At 55.8% G+C, this 22,185-nt stretch carries 15 protein-coding genes; 7 read left to right on the top strand and 8 right to left on the bottom strand.

Annotated elements, in window-relative coordinates:
- Positions 1-717 precede the first annotated feature (717 nt).
- From NDI56_RS21645 to NDI56_RS21625, 5 genes are all read right to left on the bottom strand, one after another.
- Positions 718-2,577 carry a hypothetical protein gene (locus NDI56_RS21645; RefSeq protein WP_310921829.1) on the bottom strand — a complete coding sequence of 620 codons (1,860 nt, stop codon included), beginning with the start codon at positions 2,575-2,577 and terminating at the stop codon, positions 718-720.
- A gap of 2 nt (positions 2,578-2,579) precedes the next feature.
- Positions 2,580-4,865 carry a VirB4 family type IV secretion system protein gene (locus tag NDI56_RS21640; RefSeq protein ID WP_310921828.1) on the bottom strand — a complete coding sequence of 762 codons (2,286 nt, stop codon included), beginning with the start codon at positions 4,863-4,865 and terminating at the stop codon, positions 2,580-2,582.
- A complete protein-coding gene (locus NDI56_RS21635; RefSeq protein WP_310921827.1) occupies positions 4,862-6,532 on the bottom strand; it encodes a cell division protein CdpA domain-containing protein in 1,671 nt (556 codons plus the stop codon). Before NDI56_RS21635 ends, NDI56_RS21640 begins: the two co-directional genes overlap by 4 nt.
- A 433-nt stretch (positions 6,533-6,965) precedes the next feature.
- Complete coding sequence (locus NDI56_RS21630; protein WP_310921826.1) at positions 6,966-7,175, bottom strand: hypothetical protein; 210 nt, start codon at positions 7,173-7,175, stop codon at positions 6,966-6,968.
- Entirely contained in the window at positions 7,175-7,753 is a 579-nt protein-coding gene (locus tag NDI56_RS21625) for a hypothetical protein (protein WP_310921825.1), read from the bottom strand. Before NDI56_RS21625 ends, NDI56_RS21630 begins: the two co-directional genes overlap by 1 nt.
- Before the next feature lie 274 nt (positions 7,754-8,027).
- Here NDI56_RS21625 and NDI56_RS21620 point away from each other — a divergent pair, with 274 nt between their 5' ends.
- Genes NDI56_RS21620 through NDI56_RS21610 form a run of 3 tightly spaced genes read left to right on the top strand, consistent with a single transcriptional unit; the run spans position 8,028 to position 11,406 of the window.
- Complete coding sequence (locus NDI56_RS21620; RefSeq protein ID WP_310921824.1) at positions 8,028-8,495, top strand: hypothetical protein; 468 nt, start codon at positions 8,028-8,030, stop codon at positions 8,493-8,495.
- The gene (locus tag NDI56_RS21615; protein WP_310921823.1) at positions 8,479-10,851 is read left to right on the top strand and encodes an Ig-like domain-containing protein; all 2,373 of its coding nucleotides are present in this window, start codon (positions 8,479-8,481) and stop codon (positions 10,849-10,851) included. Before NDI56_RS21620 ends, NDI56_RS21615 begins: the two co-directional genes overlap by 17 nt.
- Positions 10,852-10,899: 48 nt before the next feature.
- Positions 10,900-11,406 (top strand): hypothetical protein, encoded by a 507-nt coding sequence (locus NDI56_RS21610; protein WP_310921822.1) that lies wholly within the window; start codon positions 10,900-10,902, stop codon positions 11,404-11,406.
- Between the two features lie 108 nt (positions 11,407-11,514).
- On the opposite strand, the gene NDI56_RS21605 is transcribed toward NDI56_RS21610, so the two are convergent.
- Positions 11,515-11,802 (bottom strand): amphi-Trp domain-containing protein, encoded by a 288-nt coding sequence (locus tag NDI56_RS21605; protein ID WP_310921821.1) that lies wholly within the window; start codon positions 11,800-11,802, stop codon positions 11,515-11,517.
- A gap of 260 nt (positions 11,803-12,062) precedes the next feature.
- The gene (locus NDI56_RS21600; protein WP_310921820.1) at positions 12,063-12,590 is read right to left on the bottom strand and encodes a helix-turn-helix domain-containing protein; all 528 of its coding nucleotides are present in this window, start codon (positions 12,588-12,590) and stop codon (positions 12,063-12,065) included.
- A 285-nt stretch (positions 12,591-12,875) separates the two neighbouring features.
- Here NDI56_RS21600 and NDI56_RS21595 point away from each other — a divergent pair, with 285 nt between their 5' ends.
- Positions 12,876-13,730 (top strand): hypothetical protein, encoded by an 855-nt coding sequence (locus NDI56_RS21595; RefSeq protein ID WP_310921819.1) that lies wholly within the window; start codon positions 12,876-12,878, stop codon positions 13,728-13,730.
- 279 nt (positions 13,731-14,009) lie between these two features.
- Here NDI56_RS21595 and NDI56_RS21590 read toward each other — a convergent pair whose 3' ends face one another.
- The gene (locus NDI56_RS21590) at positions 14,010-14,261 is read right to left on the bottom strand and encodes a hypothetical protein (RefSeq protein ID WP_284011784.1); all 252 of its coding nucleotides are present in this window, start codon (positions 14,259-14,261) and stop codon (positions 14,010-14,012) included.
- A 192-nt stretch (positions 14,262-14,453) separates the two neighbouring features.
- Here NDI56_RS21590 and NDI56_RS21585 point away from each other — a divergent pair, with 192 nt between their 5' ends.
- The 3 genes from NDI56_RS21585 to NDI56_RS21575 all read left to right on the top strand — a co-directional run bounded on the left by NDI56_RS21585 (position 14,454) and on the right by NDI56_RS21575 (position 21,946).
- Positions 14,454-14,834 (top strand): TrbC/VirB2 family protein, encoded by a 381-nt coding sequence (locus NDI56_RS21585; protein ID WP_121578209.1) that lies wholly within the window; start codon positions 14,454-14,456, stop codon positions 14,832-14,834.
- Positions 14,835-15,103: 269 nt separating this feature from the next.
- Positions 15,104-19,315, top strand: a complete 4,212-nt coding sequence (locus NDI56_RS21580; protein WP_310921817.1) for an ATP-binding protein — start codon at positions 15,104-15,106, stop codon at positions 19,313-19,315.
- Positions 19,316-19,846: 531 nt separating this feature from the next.
- Positions 19,847-21,946 carry a phage NrS-1 polymerase family protein gene (locus tag NDI56_RS21575; protein ID WP_310921816.1) on the top strand — a complete coding sequence of 700 codons (2,100 nt, stop codon included), beginning with the start codon at positions 19,847-19,849 and terminating at the stop codon, positions 21,944-21,946.
- Positions 21,947-22,185 lie beyond the last annotated feature (239 nt).

The raw sequence follows: 22,185 nt of genomic DNA, 5'->3' as shown, positions 1-22,185 counted from the left end.
CTGATTTAGACTTAGCGACCGTAACACGGGTGAAGAGGCGGATTTCGGATGTCAAACCAATCTGTCTCTTCGCTTTCTACCGAGATAACGCAGTCGTAGCTGTCGCGGCTAGCGAAACTACAGTGCCGCGTCTTCGTATTGTTCCGGTACCAAGCCCCAAGAGCTCCGATAATGAATACAGTTAGATAGACGATTGGAAGGATGAATTCACCAACGAAGCCTTGATTGAGAGCTTGCTCCCCAACCAAATCTTCGACGAAAGTCAGTGCCAACGCAAGCAATAACAGCAGTGCGCTGCCCGTGCCAATAGGTCCGTGAACTCTCCCATCCCACAGAGACGCAGGAATGAACATTAGTCCATAGATGAGACCATACATCAGAACACCATTTAATGCGACACTTTCACCTACGATTTCCCATTCTTGACCGATTGGTAGCCCAAAATACAGCGCTATGAGCAACATAATGAGGGTGCTCAGAATTGCTTTGATTTTGACACGTGTGTTGAATCTGGACAAATCCAATACAATTGTCGAAGAGAGGTCTACGACGAATAGAATGAGTGCTATTAGAAAGTACTGGAGGTACGACATTTTATTTTAGTTTGGTTTGTTGTTGGGCAGTTTTTCGACAGAGGAGTGCATTGCCTTCTTTATCACTTCAATATTATTTGAATAGAACGGTAACACAACTTCAACACGAAGTGGGACTGCAGTCCTATTTGATGTCTCCTGAATCGGCAGCCTTTCCAGCGGCTGCCTTTCCAAATTTATCTAATGTCGTTTCCTCAGGCGGCCGTCCCATAGAGCTATCTGCATTGTTTGGTCCTATTATCATATTAGAGGAGGATCGCTTTGTTCCAGAATAGGCTAAATAAGGATTCCCTCCGGCTGCTCCAACGAGGGCTGAGGCACCGACCTTGGTAACATTTTTTGGAACTGTGAACCCCGCCATCTTAGCGCCCTTCGCCGTGTGGCCCGCCGCTGACGTTCCGTAGCCAGCAGCTTTACCGCCTCTGTGTTGCCAGTCTTTCCAGAACTGGCTATCATCAGCGGTACTTTGCATCTGTTCTCCAGCGGCCTGCTGCTCTTCGGTGAGGTTCACTGTTTGCGTCCTACCATTGGAATCCTGGTAGGAGGCCATCGTAGCACCTGAGTCACCATCTGTGTACACAGATGCGCTAGCTCCTTCTGCTGGATTTTGGGAGAGAACTCCGAGCTCAGACGCTCTCTGAAGGTCAAGCTCGCCGGAGGTAATTGCTTCAGAAACGAACTCGCTGGTCTCCGAGGCGTGTTTAGCTGCGTCTTTTTTCTTGTCGACAAAGTTATTGAATTGACTAACTGGATTCGCTTTATCGGCAACACCAGATGCCGTCTCGCTCACTTTGTTTACCCCGGAACTGACGCTGTCGTCGACTTTCGATAGCGTCTGGCTCTGACCAGTAGCGAATTTCCTTCCTCGCTGCGCTACACTCCCCATACGACTGGCCAGTCCAGAACCACCACTTCCTAAGCTGGAAGCACCTGTACTGGCAGCGCCAGCGCCTGAAGCACCAGCTCCGGACGCCCCAGCGGCACCGCCTGCACCACCAGCACCAGCAGCGCCGGCGCCACCCGCTGCTGCACCACCACCCGCCACAACACCACCGACGCCAGCCGTGGCAACGGTCCCGACTGCTGCAGCGGCGGCCAAGGTTGCAGTGGTCGCTGCTTCCCCGACGCCGAGTGGTTTGCCCGCCCAGGATATCTGTTTCCAGACGACTACGACCAGTATTATCGGGAAGATCATAATCAGGGCTATCTCCGCAGCGAGGGATGCTGCAGTTCCAGCTATTCCGTCGGCACTCTCGACGAATCCACCGTTTTCGATGAGTGCCATCGTGAGGATGACCAGCGAGATAATCGGGCCCGAAAGTAGAGCGTAGACGCCCATCTTGAGATAGGTCGCCCCGACGTTACCAACGGCTTCCAGCGGCCCACGTCCAACGAACCAGAGAGCCACGAAGAACGGGGTACCGATGAACACGAGGTACACTATGAACCACCGGAGTAGCAGGAAGAATATCGTGAATATCACGGCTAGCATCGTCAGGAACGCCGTGAACAGAGAGATGACCATACTCAGCGTGGATGCCAAATCGCCAGCTGACTCGTAGGAACCGAAGGCCCCACCGACAGTCGGGTCGTAGTCCAACATCCCAATCGTCACGGCATTGGTCACATCGATAGCGAACCCCCACGCCGGCTGGGAAATCCCGATGAAGAAAATCGCCATCACCAGCCGGATTATCATCTCAACGAGGCTGAATTCCCTATTCTCCCCGAACGGCCATGCGACGAGTGCAACCGCGAAGAATATCGGCAGCAGTATCAGCGAGATATCGAACACGCCGTTGAACACGTTGCCAGCAGTGGCTGATTCATACGGATTCGGAACCACGATCAGTTGTCGAATCATCCGCTCAGTAATCGCGGATGAAAACTCGGTGGCGGCATCCTCGAATATCTCCTCCACCTCATCGAAGAAGAATTCGACAATGCCGGTCATGACGTTCCTCAGGTCCTCTCGAATGCCCATGATTACTGGTCTCCCACGGTCGATGTCTTCTGACTGGGCTGATTGAACGCCGCAGATGCGTCCAATGTGTCATCAATGCTCGGCACATCTTCTTGGACTGGCTGAGACGGAGCGATGTTCTCGCCTTCTCCAGCACCGACCGCTGGCTCGCTAGGTGCTACGCCACCCTCTTGCTGGGCGATGTAGGCCCATGGATCGAGATTGTTATCGAGGACGTGATGTTCGAATTCCCCCGTGTGGACCTCGATACGGCGGCGGCCGTGTTCAGTGGAGGAGAGAAGACAGCCAGAAAACCCTGAGGCTTGCCCTCGAGGCGCATCTGACTGTAGGTAGTTCACCTCTTCCGGAGAGAGGTCGAAGTACTCTCGCGTCTCCTCGGCCACTGACTGCGTGTAGAACAGCATCTTGATGTCGCAGTTATCGTAGACCTCGTGGGCCTCTGGTGTCCGGAGGAACTCGTGAGCCGTCTGACTCATGAGCGTCAGACCGGCGTCGTAGTGCCGGGCGTGTCTGATGAAGAGGTTGATGAGATCACGCGTCGACTCCCGGCCCAGCAGATAGTGCGCCTCGTCGAAGGTGACGTCGAACCGGCTGGGTGAGCGTTTGGCCTCGAGATACGCCCAATTCAACATCGCGTGAAGGATGAGGGGCATCTCCCCGGTGTCAGCGAAGGAGCTCATATCCATCACGACGAGGCGTGAGTTGAGGTCCAGGTTCGTCTGCCCGTTCAAATTCTGGTTGATGCCTCCGGGCTTGAACGACTCGAATTTCGGCTCAAGTGCCTCGGCAAAACTACGGTGTGCTTCCGATGGCTCGAATATCGCGTCAGGAACAGCGAATGGCTGTGTCTCTGCCAGCTGTCCATCGGAATCTAGGATATGGAGTTCCTGTAACTGGAGGAGGTCCTCCATTGGGACAATCTCTTGCTCGAACGCTTTCGCGAAGCCGCCCACCGAGATGATTTTGACCCCACGGATGAGGTCACCGATAGTCGGTGACTCATTCTCATAGGTGTCGTACTGTCGCATCACGATTCCTTTCGAGAGGTACGCGTAGTGCGCTGCCTGGGTCAGCATCCCTTCTTCGGCCGGGGGGAGTCCACCACTGGCTTCGAAGAGGGTGTGTAGCATCTCGACGATGGCCCGGACGGTCAGTGCATAGGTATCTTCAGTCTCGCCAATGTCTCTGTTCGGTGGTTCAAGATCCATCGGGTTGACTTTCTGATTCCCACCGAAGCGAATCACCTCTCCACCGAGCTTTTCGGCGAAATACGGGTAGTCGTCTCCAGCAGGGTCGAAGAGGACGAACTGAACATCTGGCTCACGGAGCATCCGGCGATACACCTCGCTCTTCCTGCAGTAGGACTTCCCCGACCCCGTCTTCCCGGTGATTGCCGCTGCAAAGCCGGAATGAGCGTAGCGGTCGATTACGACCGGACGGGATGTGTCGTCGAATCCCAGCAGTATCCCATCTTCGTCGTAGATCGGCGGTTCGACGAGATTGAATAACGTCCCGAGTGCTTCCAATTGGACCGTGTGGGTGTTATCGATAGTATCGGTCGCAAAGGGCGCGACTGAGCCGTTGGCTTCGAACTGCTGTCGTCGCAGGACGACCGTTTCGACATCCTGTTCGGCGAGAATGGTCTCGACCTGCGAGCGCGTTTCTGCCAGTTCCTCTTGGGACTCCCCGAGCAGTTCGATATAGACCGCAATCTGGAACATCTTCGTCTTGCCGCGGACGACATCTTGGAGAATGCGAAGCAGGTCGTCCCGTTCGGCTTCGTCTTCCTGCAAATCGGTACGCCCCTTCTTCGCCTTCCGCATCAACGATGTCTGCGTATGGGTATATCGTGCCTGAAGCTTGTTGCGAGCCTTCTTTTGGTCCGTGGGCTCGATGTGTAGCGACAGCCTGAGATTCGCGTCAGCCACCGTGAGGGGCACGAGCCAGCCGAGGCCAACTTTCGATGGGAAGGCTGTGACGGTTAACGTAGTGGAGATGGTGCCGTTTCGAACCTGATATTCTGGCGTTCGCTCCATCGTTTTGGGCGCGATCACCTTCTTGTCCAGATTTTCGCGCTCCGTGAGCGATTCAACGGGAGAGACGAGCGGGACTTCATCAGTTTGGAGTTGATAGGCCGCCCACTCGATGTTCTCGCGGTTGGGCTCCCGGTTTATCAGTTGTAGATACTCTATCGCGACCTCGGTCTCGTTCCCGGTCAGATCGTCGATAGGGATGCGTTCTTCGTCGTCGTCGGATTCCTTTCCGAATAGGACATGTAATGGGTTCATTCATCCTCTCCTGCTTGCTTTTCACCTGGCTGTTCTGCTGGCGAACCCTCTTCGCTAGATTCTCTCAGAGCCTTCTCAGACGCTTCTTTACTGTCGGCTGTTCGTGACTCCGCTTCAGTACGCTGCTCCTCGCTGTCCTGGTCTGTGGTGTCTGGCACTGCTGCTGAGATGCCAGCAGTGGTAAGCTGGCCGCCATCAGCTGCAACATCAGACACGACTGGACCGTCGTAATGGGCGTCGGATTCTATACCATTGCCTCCGTCTCGACCATCGTCACCATCAGTGTGAATCGGCAGATTGAGTCGACGCTGTGAACGAATCGCTACGGCCACGGCGAAGACCAGTGCAAAGACACCAGCTGCATACACCTGAATCGTGAACGTAGTCTGTGCCGGTGCGGACAGGTCCCATTGGAACGGATACGCCCTGACGAACAACACCGTAGCGTAGGCTGTGACAGAGAGGCCTACTGTTCCAACCAACTTGGCTCTCCTCCCGGTCGGCAGCAGTATGACGAGACTCAGAAGGAAGGCCGGCAGACTCACCGCCAGTCCAGCGAAGGATGCTGTTCGTGCAGCCCAGTAGATATCAGTACCTCGCGGTGCCGCTTCCAGACTCCAGACGAACCCGCCGAGACCACCAAGCGCTAACCCCACGCTCAGGATGGCCAGAGAGAGCCCAGCGTACACTGAGGCGGGAATAATCGGCCGCTCACCGTGACCGATGGGGCCGATGTTTCTGGCATACCAGCGCAGTATACGGTCTTTCGAGACCCGGTCAGCCAAATCTGGGTGGGCATAGCCTCCGTCAGGAATGGGGGCTAAATGAGTCGTATCAGATTCTGGCTCCGGTTCTGGGTCTGTATCAGAAACCCGGTTGTACTCACGTTCTTCGCTGTTGCTCTGGTCAGAAGTCGGTGTGTCACCAACGGTGTCCGCGGAGCTAAATGCGGCGGCTTCGGCTACTCCAGAGGGCCGGGTGAAATTGCTCTGTGTGAACCCGAACGCTGGCTTCTCGTTGTTGTAGACCTCATAGAGTATCTCCAGCACAGCGGGCCGGGTATCGATGAGAGTTGTTTCGACCTGTACCTGGGGAAGTTTCGAGGCAACGTGTGAGGCGCGTGCTTTCACTTCCTCGATGTACGCGTCCTCATCTTTCTCTTCAGGTTCGCTCTGGCCTTGTACTTTAGACAGAAGCGAGTTTAGGGGACTCTCTTCGGATCGATTTTCGCCCTTGGGGACAGCCACTGCGACAAAGAACTCTCTATCTCGAATATCTGCGACGTCGATGACTTCTCTGACCCACTCTGCGTGATACTTCCGACCGTAATCTAACAGCGGGGACTCGTCAGGAACGACATCTGAATCGTCTTCGGTGTTCGATCCGATGACTAATTCGTCATCGACAGCAACTCCTTCGAGATACGGCTCAGGATTGTATGCCGTAGACATCGTCAGGATTTGTGTCGGAAACGACAAGCTCCGGAGATAGCTGAGGAACGAGCGGTAGATACTCTCTCGACGGTCGGTCGAAAGGACCAACCAGTCGGTTGGCTCGACCCGTACTATCATCGCATAGCTCGTTGGCGTCTCGATGATGCCACCATCTCGAATCGTGGTGAAGTCCATCAAATCGAGCGTCGATCCCGATCCGTCGACGGAGCTCATCGAGTCTCCTTTGATTCAACAGCTGACGGGCTGTCGAAGTCACTGGCATTACTTTCCTCCTGGGACGCCCGCCCGGCTTCTTGGGCGGGGTATGCGTCGTGGGTGAGCCATTGGTCTGAGGTGTCACCATGGCCGAGGCTTCCCTGCTCGGGGGTCGGCGCTTGCCAAATGAACTCTTCAGGGTCCCGCAAGTCACGGAGAATTGCCTTCATGAAATTCAATGGGCGTTGCCCTGCTGGCGTCCGCCTGTAGACGAAGACCCCAGTACATACTCCGACCAAGAGGAGGGGAAGGGTGATCTGTAGCGGCAACCCGAGTGTGTACAGTATCACACACGGCAGCATCGGTGGGCCGATTGATTCCGCCAACTTTCGGACTTCGTAGCCACCGATCTTTGATTTCAGTAGATTCGAGGCCATCGGGATATCTTGGCTCACGGCGAATCCTCCGTACAATCCGTGTGGTCTCTGCCCGACGGGAGGCCGAGTTGTTGCTCGGTCGCGACGAGCTGCTGTTCGGCTTTTAACATTAGGCCACGCCACGTCAGGCCAAGGTCCTCTCGAACGGTGACGAGCCATTCATACTCGTCTGCATCGGATATCTCGATTCGAGTCCTGTGGTTAGCGGGTGTCTCGGACGACATCAGAATTGTCCCTCATCGAACTCGAGATGATACTCATCGTATCCGTAGTACGGGTCGACGGAGTCGAACTGACCGTCGTGAGTCTCCTCACCCTCTTCCCATGACTCGGAAAACGGTTCGTCCTCAAACGCCTGGCTGTGGGTCTCTAAAGACTCGAACGCTTCATCTTCGCCGTCCCTGGATTCATTGCTTGGCTCCTCACCACTGTTGCTTAGGGATTCGTGTGACTGGAAAGACCTTGGACCAGCATCGCGATCTTCGCCGACCGATGAAACATCACCGGACGACCTGGTTGTATCGTGTGGACCGCCTTCCTTGTCGACATCCGCCACGTCGTTAGCAGAGAATCCCTGGTCATTACTGGAGCATTCTGCTGTCCGGTCGAGGGTACTCACCGGGCTGGCGGAGGACGATGGGTTGGTATGGGCTCGTAGAATCGCTTGGACAAGGTCGGTGCTTGCTGCATCTTTCGCACCTGTGAGGAGTACGCCGCGCCACAACAGACCGTGGCGTTCACGGAGGTCACGGATTCGTTCGTATTCTTCTGCAGAGTGCCAGTCAATTTGTACTTCGGGCATTGGCGGGTTTCCTTACTATTGAGCGGACTAGCCCCGCTTACACGCTCACGAACCGCCTGGAGAGCGGGCATCGCATTGTCGTGTGAGTAGGTGGATTTTAGCGGGCTTTTCCGTTGGATGGTCTCCGCCGGTAAATGATATAGTGGTAACAGGATTGCAAGGATTGTAACATTACAACCGTTGGAATCTGTGAGTCTACTTGCTGTAGGTCGCCCTCTCTGCGCGTACTCAGTTGACAGCGGGATCCGCCGCTGGCAGCTCCTCCATCCCTCCAATGACATTCGAATCAACAGACCTGCTCGGGCATCTCATTGCCGTAGTTTCCAGTATCGGGTGGTTCCCCGCGTTTGGAGCAACGGCCGACGTATCGACATCTGCTATCCTTTCTCAGCTCCTCCATCTCGGACCTGAGTGGGTAGCTGTGAGCCAGCAGCCGCTGGGAATGTTGCTTACATACCCACTCGGTGGCAGTTTCGATACGGTTGTGACTTTCCTCAGTGGGCACAGCGGAATTGTTGACGAGATCGCCAGCGCCGCTGCGATGCCCGCGTGGTTCGGAACATCGATGCAGACACTCGGACTGATTCTACTCGTTGTCGGAGCGATGGCGTGGGCCGTCAGTCCAAGTGTTCGAACGCGAGAACGGGGCTTCTATCTCGTATCCTCCGGATTCGTCCTCGCGATTGTCGGTTACGGATTCGAAATATTTCAGGAGTTGATTCAATATGTCTTCGCCGGGTGAAGAGGGAAAATCGCCCTTCGCTCGTATCTTGTCCTGCTCGAGGACTTGGTTGCACTCGGTGGCCGCCTTTCGACAGAAGATCATCCTCGTTGTACTTCTCCCAGCTATCGTTTTCAGTTCAGTCACGATGCCCGTCAGCGCGAATTCGCTTGCCCCTATCTACGAAGTCCCGACACCGACTCCCGGTGTAGAAACGTTCCACGACGGGACTTTTCGGATTCTGGCGAACAATGACGAAGACGTCTCGCCATCGTATTTTGACTCAGACCCAGGTACTGATGAGACGTATCTTGGGTATCCCAGTGCGCTTGGTGATGAGGTAATGCCGTCTGCAGATGCACTCTACGCGACGACGACTGGCGATGTTTACCGGACGCATCTCTCTGATTCTGTCCCCATCCCATATCAGGATGAGTGGGTCACGTATACCGAATGGCAACGCTCGGGTGGAACGCCAGCCAGATTTTACCCAGTTAGCTCTGATTCGACGGTCCCAACAGACTCCTCTGGGCAGTGGCAAGTCGTCACTCGAAACCGGAATCTAGAGCCCCGGACGGTCTACAACGCGCAAGTCTACAGGAATCCTCTCACCGACGAGCTTGAGATACTGAACTCCGATGATGCACTGGTCTATACCGCTCGCAGTGCGACCATTCAGGAGCGGTATCTGCACATTCGGGACCAGTATTTGCAATACAGCGATGATTCCTCCAGAGCAGCCGTCCCGATGTTTGATGGGGAAGAAGTCTATCCCACAGCAAGCGGTGGGTCTGTTCCGCTCCCGCACGGGCCCGGTAGCTCTGAAACAATATCGGATGCCTGGATTGGGATTTCCGATGTCCGAGAGAGCGCGTGGTATCGCGACTCCTACGTCACCGATAACGCCGACCTTGGTGCATACATTTTGTACGACTATCGGGCCAGTGCCCCCGATGACTTCACCAGCAGGTCCAGCTGTACCCGTACTCACACCGTCACCCGAACAGTCACCGTTGGGAACGAGACAAAGACTGTCACGGATACGCATACGCACAGGTATCCCCGGACTCGATGGGCTGAGTTCGACCTCGTCGATTCGAGTGCGACCGTCACTTCCGTCTCCTTGGACAGGCCCGGCTACGATGGTGACTCCGCACTCGTTGAAAATGAGGAAGGCATCTGGATGGCGACCGATGGAGGAAGAGACCGTTCCCCTGAGTTCTCCCCCGGTGAATACGAGCTCACCGCGACTCTAGAAGTCGAGTCCGAGGTCGAAGCTCGGTGGGGTGTACGGAGTAGCCGATGCAGTGAATATGAACGCTCTCAGAGCTATACCCGGACGCTGACTCGAAGTCACTCCGTCCCGGTAACTATCATCGACGCAGACGCGTCGGGTCTTGAGATAGATGTCACCGTCCTCGACGGTGTCGAATCGGACCGGACAATCGTGCAATGGGATGGGGACCAGGACCTCACTGGCGCTCCGTGGAGCTCGATCGAACTCGAAATTGGCGATGCCAGTTTCAGTGTTGATTCACCGTGGCGATTCTACGGGGTATCACAGACCACACACGTCGAGGAACGGAGCGGTAGTGATAGCGAGACATATCCCGTTACTCACACTCAGGGTGACGCTTGGCCTGCGCTCGTCCATTCGGTGACGAGCGTCGGTAACGTGTCCGTGTCCGCTGCCTACGGGCCAGATGGTGAGTACGGTGGCCTATGGATTGAGGAATCTACCGTGATTGACGAGGAAATTCCGGGAACAGAGCTACCCGCAGGTGTCGTCGACGAAGCCAACGGTTCACCGACGTATCTGTTCGAGAGGCTCGAAGGGGAATTCAGGCCACGAGATGCAAGAGTCGACGAAGCGCTGAATGTTCGGGCCTCGACGGTCTTCGATACCCAGGTTCCGGATGCGAATATTGACGCCCATATCGTGACATCTGAACTTTCAGAACTGGTCGTTGCCGACACCGTACCGGGAGACGACCCGAGCGACAGGCGTGTCCTCCTCCGGTTAACCGATCCCGATGGAAATCCAATACCGAACCGCGAGATTGCACTTAGCGGCGCCGTCGACGAGTCCGTTACGACGAATGGAGACGGTGAAGCGTGGACGACGCTCGATGGGCCATATCTTCGCGCTTCGTATTCTGGCGATGATCTGGCTGGTAGTGATGGCCGATATTTCGAGGGTGATTTCACGACCTACATGGCGCCCTATTCGTACGACGGCTGGGGAGCAACGGGGACCGTTGAACGGTATCTTGAGGCGGCTATCGGCAGCGTCCTCATGTTCGTCGAATGGATTGCGCTCGGTCTCTTGGCCTTCTGGTGGCGAAAATACATCAGCAGGAGAGAGGCACCCCAATGACGACCGAATCCGGTTGCTGTGATTTGACCAGTGTCGTGAGGCAACTCCATGTCTAGCGTCGACGGCCTTGTGGCACCTGCTGAAGCGCTTGCGACGATTGCTAACGTGCTCGGATACTACGGGACGCTTATCGCGCTCATCGTCGGTCTCGTCGGTTGGGTGAGTGCAACCCGAGATCCCGGGAGACAAGTTCGCTTCCGTGGGATGGCCATTGCTGGTGCTCTGGGCCACTTGGTTATCATCGGCGTCGAAGCCCTCTATGCTACCATCCGATTCGTCATGGGGACTGAGTTCCTGCCCGATGGCTGGCCGTATGGGGCATCTCTCTCCGCATCGGGAGAGAATGATCTGATACTCCTTTCAGAAGCGCTCAGTGGGTTGCTTTATCATCTGGGCCTGGCGATATTCATCATTGGCATCACTGCGTGGGCCTTCGGACATATCGGGCGCGTCGGATCGCTCAAGAGCAATACTGGGGTGACTCTCGGGCTGGTAATGATTGCTACCTCGATAGGCGGGAATCTGTTCAGTGTATTCGCCTATATCCTGCTGTAGAAGTGGTTAGCGGCCTTTCGCCCTATGAAGAGAGTGAGTTCAGCACAGCGGCTTCATTGGTCACCGCAAATCCCTCTGAGTCAACTGCTCAGCGTGCGGTCGGAATGGCTACTCGATTTCTAACTGACCACTTCCGCTATCGTCTCCAGCGTCGTTTTCGTCCCATTCGAGTTCGAACTCGATACTTCGTTCAGTCATGTTGCCAGCCGGACCTTCGCGTTCAGCTTTGACTTCGAAGGTCGGTCGGGCAGGTGGATTTAGCGTCACAGAATCGGAGCCTTCCTTCAGGTTGATTGCCTTGCCGCTATCGAGATTGTCCGCGACTTTCCGGAGGTACGATGCAATCTCTTCTCGACTCTGGTCGCTCTCTGATTTGAACAGGACTTCTTCAGGCATACGGGAGATGGTACACAGCCTGCACCGATAAATGCGCACACGTGCTGAGCGGCTATTCCGCCGCCATCTTTGTGACGGAATCAGATCCGCAGCACCGCCGTAATGGCCTCTCGGTCGATCATCCACCACTGAAAGCCGTTCCAGACGGACTCAATACGCCTGAAGCCGCCACCCGACTGCGATTCAAACTCGATTTTCCGCTTGGAATCAAATACAGTGGAGGAGACATAGCAGTCACAGAGTTGGGGTTTCTGACTGTCTTAGGACTGACGACGCGTCCATTGGACCGCAAGCCAGACTAACCCTAGCGTGAGGAGCCCACCGAGCGCGTAGCCACCCCCGATGGCCGCGTACGAAAGCGGGGTTCCTGTACCCACTGGCAGCAGGATGGCGACCACTGCAGTCACACCTGACACCATCCCCGTCACCACGCCGAGTATCGCGACAACAGCAAAGAATTCTGGGACACTGTTAGTTGCTCGTGAAGCGAGTGCAAGGGCGTCGTCAGTGACCGACCCCACAGCCTCAATGGCCTGCTGCTCTGCTGGGTTGTGATATTGCGTGTTCCAGGTATACCGTTTGGGGCCATCAGCACCGTCGATCCAGCCATCATCTTCGAGTGTCTTGAGATGTTGCCGGACCGCTTCCCGTTCGGGTTCGACCCTGGCAGCGATGTCATCCGCTGTGAATTGCCGCCCGTGACTCGTGAGGACGATCTCGGCAATCGTCTCGAAGGTATCGCCCTTCTGGTCGTATTGTTCCCGGAACTCGGCAGGCAGCTCTGCCATATACGTCTGATATACCGCATGGCACCTACTTGAGCGTGACTGCTCGCAGTGGCACCCATTTGGCCACGACCAAGACGGTCTTAGTCGCCACAAACACCCGTCAACGGTGCTTAAACAGTAATTCCGCATTATATGTCTGGTGTGCATATACCGGTCTGTCGATGCTCAACTCGAACCGTACTTGCGGTTACCACAGGCACATCAAGTCTCGAAAAGTGTCAGTATGGATCAACTCACTGTCTCTGGAGGTGACTATCTGTGGAGTGGTCTAACGTTCTGACACCCATGCACGACGCCGTTGACCACCGGTTGGTCGTTGACGCCGGTCTTCTAAGCCTGCTCGCGTGGGTGCTCGTGGGCATCCACGTACTCGTCCCATCGAGTGTGCGAGCCCAGCTAGCCTTCGATCACGGGGCGTTCGTTCTCTGGACCCTGTGGACGCATGCTTACGTGCACAACGGGTGGGCCCATCTGCTTCAGAACATCGGTGGGTTCGCCGCTATCGCCGGAGTGGCGTACATCCTCTGTCGGGTACTCAACGCCCGGCGGTGGTTCTGGGTATCGACTGTGGCGTTCTTGACGGTCCTGCCAGTGCTCGTGAGTCCCTCAAGTTATGTGTTGCTCGGGTGGTTCGCGCCGGCGGCGACGCCGGTTGAACGTGGGTTTTCCGGTATAGTGGCAGGGTTCGCGGGGCTGGTCTTTGTTGCGTTCCTAGTGTGGGTGAACCGAGAGGGCGGACTCGCTGTGACACAGGCTGTTGGGCAGATGGCTGTATTGCTCATGCTCTGGGAACTTTCAGTGATATATGCCGGCTGGATTGATGTGTGGGTGACTGCCCTCGCCGCGTTTGGTCTCGCACTCAGTTGGGTGTTGCTGCTCCGTGCGGTATCGTGGCGAGACGCTTGGGACCGACGAGAAGCATGGTGGACAGAACTACGGCTGGCTATCGGGGTAGGTATCGTGCTGCTGGCGGTCATCGTTGGGCTTTTCCCAGCTAACCCTGTCAGTGATGGGACGTTCACGAATATTTTCGCGCATGGTGCTGGATTTGTGTGGGGCGGTCTCGTCGCCGGCGGGGCGTGGCAGGGGATTCAAAGATGGACACAAATCGGCAGGCTTTCTCACTCAGTTCACTCGTAAGGTAGTCCTTTGCCGGTTCAGTGAACTTCTGGAGCAGTTCGATTGGATTCTCGGTAACAGATACGCGCCCTATATCTTGCCTGGCTTTCAGAAAACGTCCGAAAGTTGATAGAATTCTCAGCAATCAGTAGGCAGGCACGCTAAGCAGCTGATTTGACAGAAACAATCTGAAAGAAACAGAGTGGTCCCGCTGACATCTCCCTCTGCATTCATCACTATCTTCGAGAATTGCCTCCGATGGAGGATTCAAAAACGCCTGATGTTCCACAGCGATTGTCGCTATTCGCTGTCGTCCTCTATATCTGAGAGTCCGATCGGCAGATGGGGACTCTGCAGTTCTTCACTCTGCGGGAACTTCATCGAGTCGAGGATTTCGTTGAGCGCTTCGTCGTACGACCGATTGACCAGCGGATTCCGGTGCTTGAAGGCCGTCATTCTCGCGTACGTGTCCGGCTTCAGTGGAATATTCTGATAGCGTGGAGTCTTTTTCTGTTCAGCGTTGGAGTCTGCTTTTCGGGTGTTTGCTGACATCTATCGCTCCGGGTAACACATCGCGCTTAGGAGGGTGCGTGTGTATGGCATCCCATTTAGCGCAATGAAGTATTAAGCATTTCCACACTAAATCAACACTATCAGCAGGGTAAGAGTGGCGTTTTGTAATATTACAATAGTTGCAACTTACTTTTGTTTATCATATCGACTCTCCTAAAGAAGGACGGGAAAATGAATATCCTCCGAACATCCCAACCGGTCAAGAGCATCTCCACGGCGCTTATCGCACTGCTAGTACTCGTCCCCCTGATGGTGGCCCCGGTGGCTGCACAGGAGGTTGGTGGCGATCCTGATGACGTCACTGGCGATGCAGGCACAGATAACTTCGAAGGAATCCTGAACAACATGTACGATGTCGTGATGACTGGCCTCCGCTATGTGGGTCTCATCGCGCTCGCTGCCGGTGGTGTCCTCTACTTCACTGCCCGCAAGAACAGCGATCGAGCTGAAAATGGCATGAAAATCGGTATCGGTGGAGCTGCACTCACGCTGTTCTACTTCGGCATGAACACCGTCATCGGCCTCCTCGAATACATCGCTGGAGGGGCGTAATCGTAACCAGCCGAGAGCTGGGATTCAGCCATCATCCAGAGTGCAGTACCGAGTATAATCACAGCGAAGCCCACTCACGAGGTCCGGACACCGAGGCCTTGCACTTCTGTGGGCATTATCGAGCAGTCTCAGCACTCACACTGTGACTGACATACTACAGTAATGATTGAAACCGAAATCCACCGACAGAACAACATCTGGTGCAAGAATTCGAGTGTTACACAGCCCAGTGAAAGCTGGTTCAAACCCAACAGGATTGGGTGGGCGCTGTGACGCCCTCGCCAGACGACAATGAGAGCGCCGGCGGCGATCCAAATAGTGGGTACAACGGCATATTCAGCGGCAAGGGCATTGATGTCCGACGCGCCAAGAAGCTTGACTCTCATGTATCGGATGGTCCTGACCGCTCAGCCGCTGATTCCGAGTCTCCTCGGCGTTTCACGAACGCGCAGAGGAGCGAGGAACGGAATCTACCAGCGCCAGCTGATGAGGAAGATGGTGACGACTCTGTCGACCTCTCTGATGAGCAGAGGGAGAATGAGGAGAAAATCGAGCCGTATGATCCAGCAACGGATGACATCGGCCCTGGAAAAGCCCTCGGGGACCCAATCGAAGCACGCCCGTATATCCATATCTCCCCAGCCCGTGAGCAAGTGACGCCCGGGAACGTGGTGAGTGGGCTCTTTGGATTGTACCGGGCTGGTGTCACCAACACCTCGCGTTTCAATCTCCTCTCCACTTTCGGACTGAAGAACTACGATAAGACGTTCGAGTTCATCATCCACAAACCCCGGGCGACGAAGCGTTTCGACTTCTATCTTTCTGCGACACCCTACGATGCGACCTCGTTCAAGAACCTCGCCGCTAACGTGCGGGCAATATACCCGGAAAGCTTCGAGTTCGAGATCGTCCCGTTCAACCAAGTCGCGGCGTTCGCTTCGAACGACGGTAATGCCCAGGTCGGCGGTCAACGAATCGCTGCCCTAGACGACATCGAAGATCTCGAACGGCTCGATGGATTCGCTGACCCTTCGGTTTTCGAGCATCACGAAATCGGTGGGGGCAACGAGCCAACACCTGACGAAGCAGAGCAGTCACTGCACTTGGACGGCGTCCCGTTGCGTCCGCGAGAGGTGCCACCAGAGAAACGCCCCGCCATAGTCCAGTGGGAGGGTGTCCCGCGAAAGGGACTCGACTGGATGACGCTCATTCAGCCGTTCAGCGATATCGACATGGACGTCAATGACCAGTACCGCTCTCCTCTGAGTGTCTTGCTGGAGCAGGCAGTTCACACTGACGACCCGTTCGTGTTTCAGGCCGTCTTCTCTCCACGAAAGGACTGGACCGACGAGGCTGAGGAACACAAACGCGACCTCAAGATGGGCAACTACGGGGCACTCTCTGCAGCGACCAACGAGATGTCCCGACAGCTCTTCGGAAGCAGTGACCAAGAACGGCAGAATCTCCACCGAGGAGAAATCCCTGAGCAAGTCGGCGGGACGCTCAACGATGGCGATTCCAAGAAAACGACGGGCTCTCGGATGGCCCAGATCGACCACAAGCAACCGACAACGACGTTCGACCTGACGCTTCGGGCTGCCTCTGACCCAGATACCGTCCAGAGTATCTCGAACGCGTTCACTAGCCTATCAGGTCCATATTATGGGATTGAGGGGAAGATACTCGATCAGAGTGACAAGCCCTTCTCGCAACTATGCCACGCACGGCAGAACAGAGAGAGTGCGCTGAGCGGGCTCTTGAGCAATCGGTCTCCTATCATCGTTGTTTCTCCTGATGAGCTAGCGAACTTCGTGGTCGCTCCAAGTACGGATGCGTTGCCTCGGGCGAGTCGGGGGTCATCTGGCGGCTCGCCGGATGCACGAGCGCCGCTTACAGCGACTGACGAGGATATGTTGTCGAAATACGACACTGGGATGCACATCGGGAGTGCAGAAACGGCCGTCGAAAACCGGCCCGATATCCCGATTCGACTGTCCGCAGAGCAACTCACCCATCACATTCTCCGAGCAGCGACGACGGGTGGCGGGAAGACGACCGCGATGATCAACGATGCCCTCAGCGCCTACGAGGCATTCGACGGGCCGACGTTCATCTTCGACAAGAAAGGTGGTTCAATGAGCGAGGAGTACAAACGGGCCCACTTCCACAAATTCGGCTCTCTGGACAACGTCATTCATCTCCCAGTCCCCGGCCCTGAAGAAGAAGTACTCGCGTTCCCCTACTTCGATATTCGACCCCAGCTGGCTGCAGGCGTGAGTCGAACCGTCGCAGTCCAAGAGAAAATCGACCGCTACAACGAGCTCCTAGTGTACGTTCTCGGGAGCGAGCTGACGCAGCAAGCGTTCGTGGCACAAGAGATCCTCAACAACCTAATCAAAGCACTCTTCGACCCCGAACATGGCCGCGATGCCTGGCCGATAGAGGACCTCCTGAAGGCTGCTTTCGAAATGCAGGAAGGCGAGATACCGGAGGTGAGCGACGATACACTCCGTCTCACTTTGTCCCGTCATCTCCATGCCGACGAACAGCGCTTCCAGACGTCTATCGACGCCGTGATGAACCGGATTACGAAGCTCGCTGAGAGGAGTTTCATCTGGCGAATCCTGAATTTCGTGCCCGAGTGGGACGACGAGGCCGGGGCTTACGCTGACCAGTCGCCAATGTTCGACATCCAGGACCTGCTGGACTCACGGAGCGTGGTCCTCATCGACACTGGAGACCTACGGCCAGCTTCGAGCAACCTGTTCACGTTCATGCTGCTGGATTATATCTGGAGTGGGGCACGGCTACGCCACCGAATCGGTGAAACGCCCAGTGTGCGTGACGACTACGTAATCAACCTGATCATCGACGAGGCAGCACCCCTCCTCCAGTCCGAACTGGTCCGGGACGATATGATTCCAGACGGACGAGAGTTCGGGCTCGCGATGGAGGTCATCGTCCACTTCGCTGAACAGGTGAAAGCCGACGCGCTGGACGTCGCGAGCTACAAAGAGATTCTTCGCAATATCAACACCAAACTCATCGGGAAACTGGCTGTCGACGACGAACTTGTCATGACCCTCTTCCACGAAGGTATCGAGTCTGAAGAGCTCGTGGACCGAATCACGTCGCTTCCGCGTGGCGAGTGGGTCGCACAACTACCCGATACAGGCTTCATGACCGATATTCCTGAGCTGGTGACGCTCCTCCCTGTAGACATTCCAGCCGGCCACACCGCTTCGGGCGACCCTGTGACTACAGAGACAGTCTCTCCATATGGGATTCTGTACAGCGATGCAGCCGATGAAATGTCACGGCGAACTCGTGATGACTACTGTCTGTTGCCGGGCAGCAACACGAAACCATCGGCACAGCAAGTCTCGAACGCGAAGGCAGAACCATCCGGTCCGTCTGTAACGCCAGATGGTCTTCCGCAGTCCCCCGCCACCTCCGGTTCTAGTGGCGACAGCGGCGCGACGAACAATCTCGGCACCTCACTTGGCGGTGGGCGCTCACCTACTGCTAAACGTAACGAGAAGGGGTCGGCCTCGAAACCTCGAGAAGACGGAGACGAAGACGATGGGGGCACCCATCCTCGACCGGTACCAACAGACGATCTCGTCGACGACTTGGACGCGACCAAATCGAGCACCACCAGGGCCACCCGCCCACCTGCCGATTCCGCAGGAACCAAACCAGACTCAGAGCCGGTTCCGAATCAGCAGAAGGCCGATTCGGGGGGCAAAGGTGAATCTCCCGATGGTGGTCCCAATGCCGATTCAGAAATCGACACGACCCTGTCAGTTGACGAACGGAGGTTCCTCACCGAGGTCGTTACCACGGTCAACGGTCGACATCCCACGTTCGATATCCTCGATTCGATGGCAGCAATCAAAAATCAGTTCTCTGATATAGATTTAGAGAAGCTGGAGGACCTCGGCTATCTTGAGGTGCACGAAGACCTGAGCCGGATTTACTACACTGTCACTGGTGACGGGCAGATGGCCTGTGGTGCATCCGTCGCTACTGGAGAGAACCAGGGAGATGTGAATGAGAAGACCGTCCACAAGGTACTGGTAGAGGCCTTAGCACGGTCGCTCGCGAACGACCGAACCAACCAGTACTTCATCAGCAAATATTCGCTGATCGACGATGGGGCTGCCAAGCCTGACCTCGCGGCCTATGACGGTGAACGGTTGGCTCTCATTGGTGAGGCCATATCGAACAGTCCCCCCTATCTCATCGTCAAACACTTCGACGATTACAACGCGGTTGCGGCCGAGCGAAAAGTCTGGATAGTGCCGAATATCTCGGTTGCCTGGGAGATTGTTCGAGCCCTATCGAACGCAGGGCGAATTGGGGAACTCCCTGCCAAGCGAGAGGGGCTGACCTACGAAGATCTGAACGCTGAAATCTGGGGCGAAAACAGTGACTGGGAGTTCGCCGGCGGACGGGAATTGATCCGTGAACTCGAGTAACCGCGTGGATCCATTTGCGCAGAAAGTGCGCGTTCCGCGCACGGCAGGTAGAGAGTTCCTACCGCAGGAATACCTCTCTGAAGACACCCGACCACTGTTGACGGAGACAAAAAGTGTGCAAAATGGCCTAGAGCCTAATTGGGCCTCTCTCGACACTCGGATTCCAAACTTCCCTGCGTCTGGAAATCGGTTTGCGACAAAATCCGCGCAAGGCGTAAGGGTGGTTGAAAAGTGGGCAGGTGCAGAAATACAGGGTCTGAACCACTCTAATGCCAATATTGGAAATGAGGGGGCGTTAGGGTGGTGCCCGTCGACGAGAGCATACCTAGAGGAGCTATCGAGCGCTCTCCTGCCTCCATTAGCCATTCTCGAATTGATTTATCATAGTGTTGGGTGGGGACGGAGTCGATACAGCAGTGAAATCGCGTGCAGTCTATCGGTTTCATCTCGTAGTGTTCCATCCACCCTGAAACCGGTTTGTCACGCCTCGGTGACGGAGGCGTATGCGCCGGAACAATACCAACTCAAACCATGCCGATAATCGACGTTAGAGACGAGGAAATACCCGAAGAAATCCGTCCCATCGAGAACTGGATCTGCTGGCGAGAGGGGGAGCGAGACGGGAAACCTACCAAAATCCCGACGAAACCGTATCGGACCAGTGGCAGCCCGAATCTGGATGTCACCGACCCGAACCAGCGCCGGGATTTCGAGCAAGCAGTTGCAGCCCACGGCGACAGTCGCGTCAACTCCGACGGCCTCGGATTTGTGTTTACCGAGAATGTCTCCATCACCGGCGTCGATCTCGACAAATGCCGTGATGCCGACACCGGCGAACTCAAAGAATGGGCTGAAGATATCATCGACCGACTGGACTCCTACACCGAAGTCTCGCCCTCCGGAACTGGCGTGCATATCCTCGTCGGTGGTGAGCTTCCCGATGGTGGGAATCGGAAAGGCAGGGTCGAAATGTATGACTCCGACCGCTACTTCACTGTGACCGGTGAGCACGTCGATGGAACACCCCTGGAAATACGCACCTGTCAAGATGACATAGAAGCCGTTCACCGAGATTTCATCCGAGGTGGTATCGACTCTGACGGACAGACGAGTCTAGATACTGCAGCCGCGTCGAATATATCAAAAAACGGTGGAAACGAAGCTGATTCATCTTCCGCCTCTGGCGGACAGCACGAGTCAGAATCGCTTCGAGACAGATACGGTGATGACCTCGACACCATCGAAGCATCGGCTGTGAGAGACGCACTGGCAAGAGTCGATGCTCGGTATCTTCCGGAGGTCATCCCGAAAACGTTCGACGACCTTGCCGGGCCGGGCGTTGAGCTATCGGACGAGGAGATACTCATCAAGATGTTCGACGCGAAGGGGGGCAGTCGTCGACGGCGCCTCTACGATGGCGATAGCTCGATGTGGGGGTCACCACAAGCAGAGTACCCCTCTCAATCTGAAGCCGACATGGCAATGGCTCACTACCTGGCTTTCTGGACGGGTAAAGACCCTGCTCAGATGGACGCCCTCTTTCGCGATTCCGGTCTGTATCGAGAGAAATGGGACCGGCGTCACTACAGCTCGGGGTCAACATACGGGGATGTCACTATTGCACGGGCTCTGCTCCGTGTGGACGACTACTACGAATTGCCCTCCGCCAATGGGAAGAAATTCGGCGGGTCATCTTCGAACGGGACACGCGAGGCAACTGATGCATCGACTTCTTTCGACGAATCATCGAAATCTTCGGGCCACGCCGCTGCGGCTGACCCGGGAACTGGTCTGAGCAACGCTGGCGGCGCTGGCGACGCTTCAGATGGCTTGGCGACTGATTCCCCATCCGCCGGCAGTAAAGCCGACACGGAGCCATCCAGCGCCTCTGGTGGCGATGCGACGCCGGCACCAGAGCCTCCCTCGCCCACAGCCCACACTGACCCACCTGTCCGAAATCCCGATGCAGTGTCCGGCGACTCCGTCGAAAATGGCTATGCCGCAGAACAGGACGAACACGGACGCACTCCTGCTTCTCCTCGTGGTCTCGACACCGACGATACGCTCCGTGAGAGTACACAGGAGGCTATGGAACTCACGGCTGCGGCAGCCGGTAAAGACTGGGAGCGTACAGACCCACATCTGACCGATGACGAAAAGCACGCGAACGACTGGAGTGTGCCTCGCGAAGGCCGGACGCCGACACAGCAGGCCTTGGACATGGCCCGTGAGGACAACCGGATATTGGCCCGGAAACTTCGTCGGGAAAGCCAGCAGTATGCTGACTACCACGCACTCGAGGAGGAGAACGAGCGTGTCAAGCTCAGTAACCGGGTATACCTCCAAGCCATCGACGAGCTGATGAGCGAACGCCATCGCTACCGGGAACTGCTTCGGAAGGAAGGCCTCCTGTCAGAGGAGGATGCTCGTCTTCCAGATCATCCAACGAAGCATCTCAAGGCTATCATCCGGCCGATGATCCGACGCGAAGACACGCCGACGGCCAAGGAAACGCTCACCGGCATCGACGCGGTCCTTCAGCAATACACCGAGGCCAACGAACAAATCAGAGGGGCGGACCGAAAGACTAGTACAGGTGTCCGTGACCGGTTGTCTCGGCTGTTCGGGTAGCGTTTCTTGAGCAGCCGTGTGACTAATGTCTCGAGAATCTGTTCTCGCTTTATTGTCGTTGAGTCAGTCGTAGGAAGGGGTCTCTCAAGAAATCCCTCAAGGGCTCAATATCTGGCACTGTAGTTTCGCTAGCCGCGACAGCTACGACTGCGTTATCTCGGTAGAAAGCGAAGAGACAGATTGGTTTGACATCCGAAATCCGCCTCTTCACCCGTGTTACGGTCGCTAAGTCTAAATCA

Source organism: Halomicroarcula saliterrae, assembly GCF_031624395.1.
Lineage (GTDB): Archaea > Halobacteriota > Halobacteria > Halobacteriales > Haloarculaceae > Haloarcula > Haloarcula saliterrae.
This window is presented reverse-complemented; position numbering and strand designations above follow the sequence as displayed.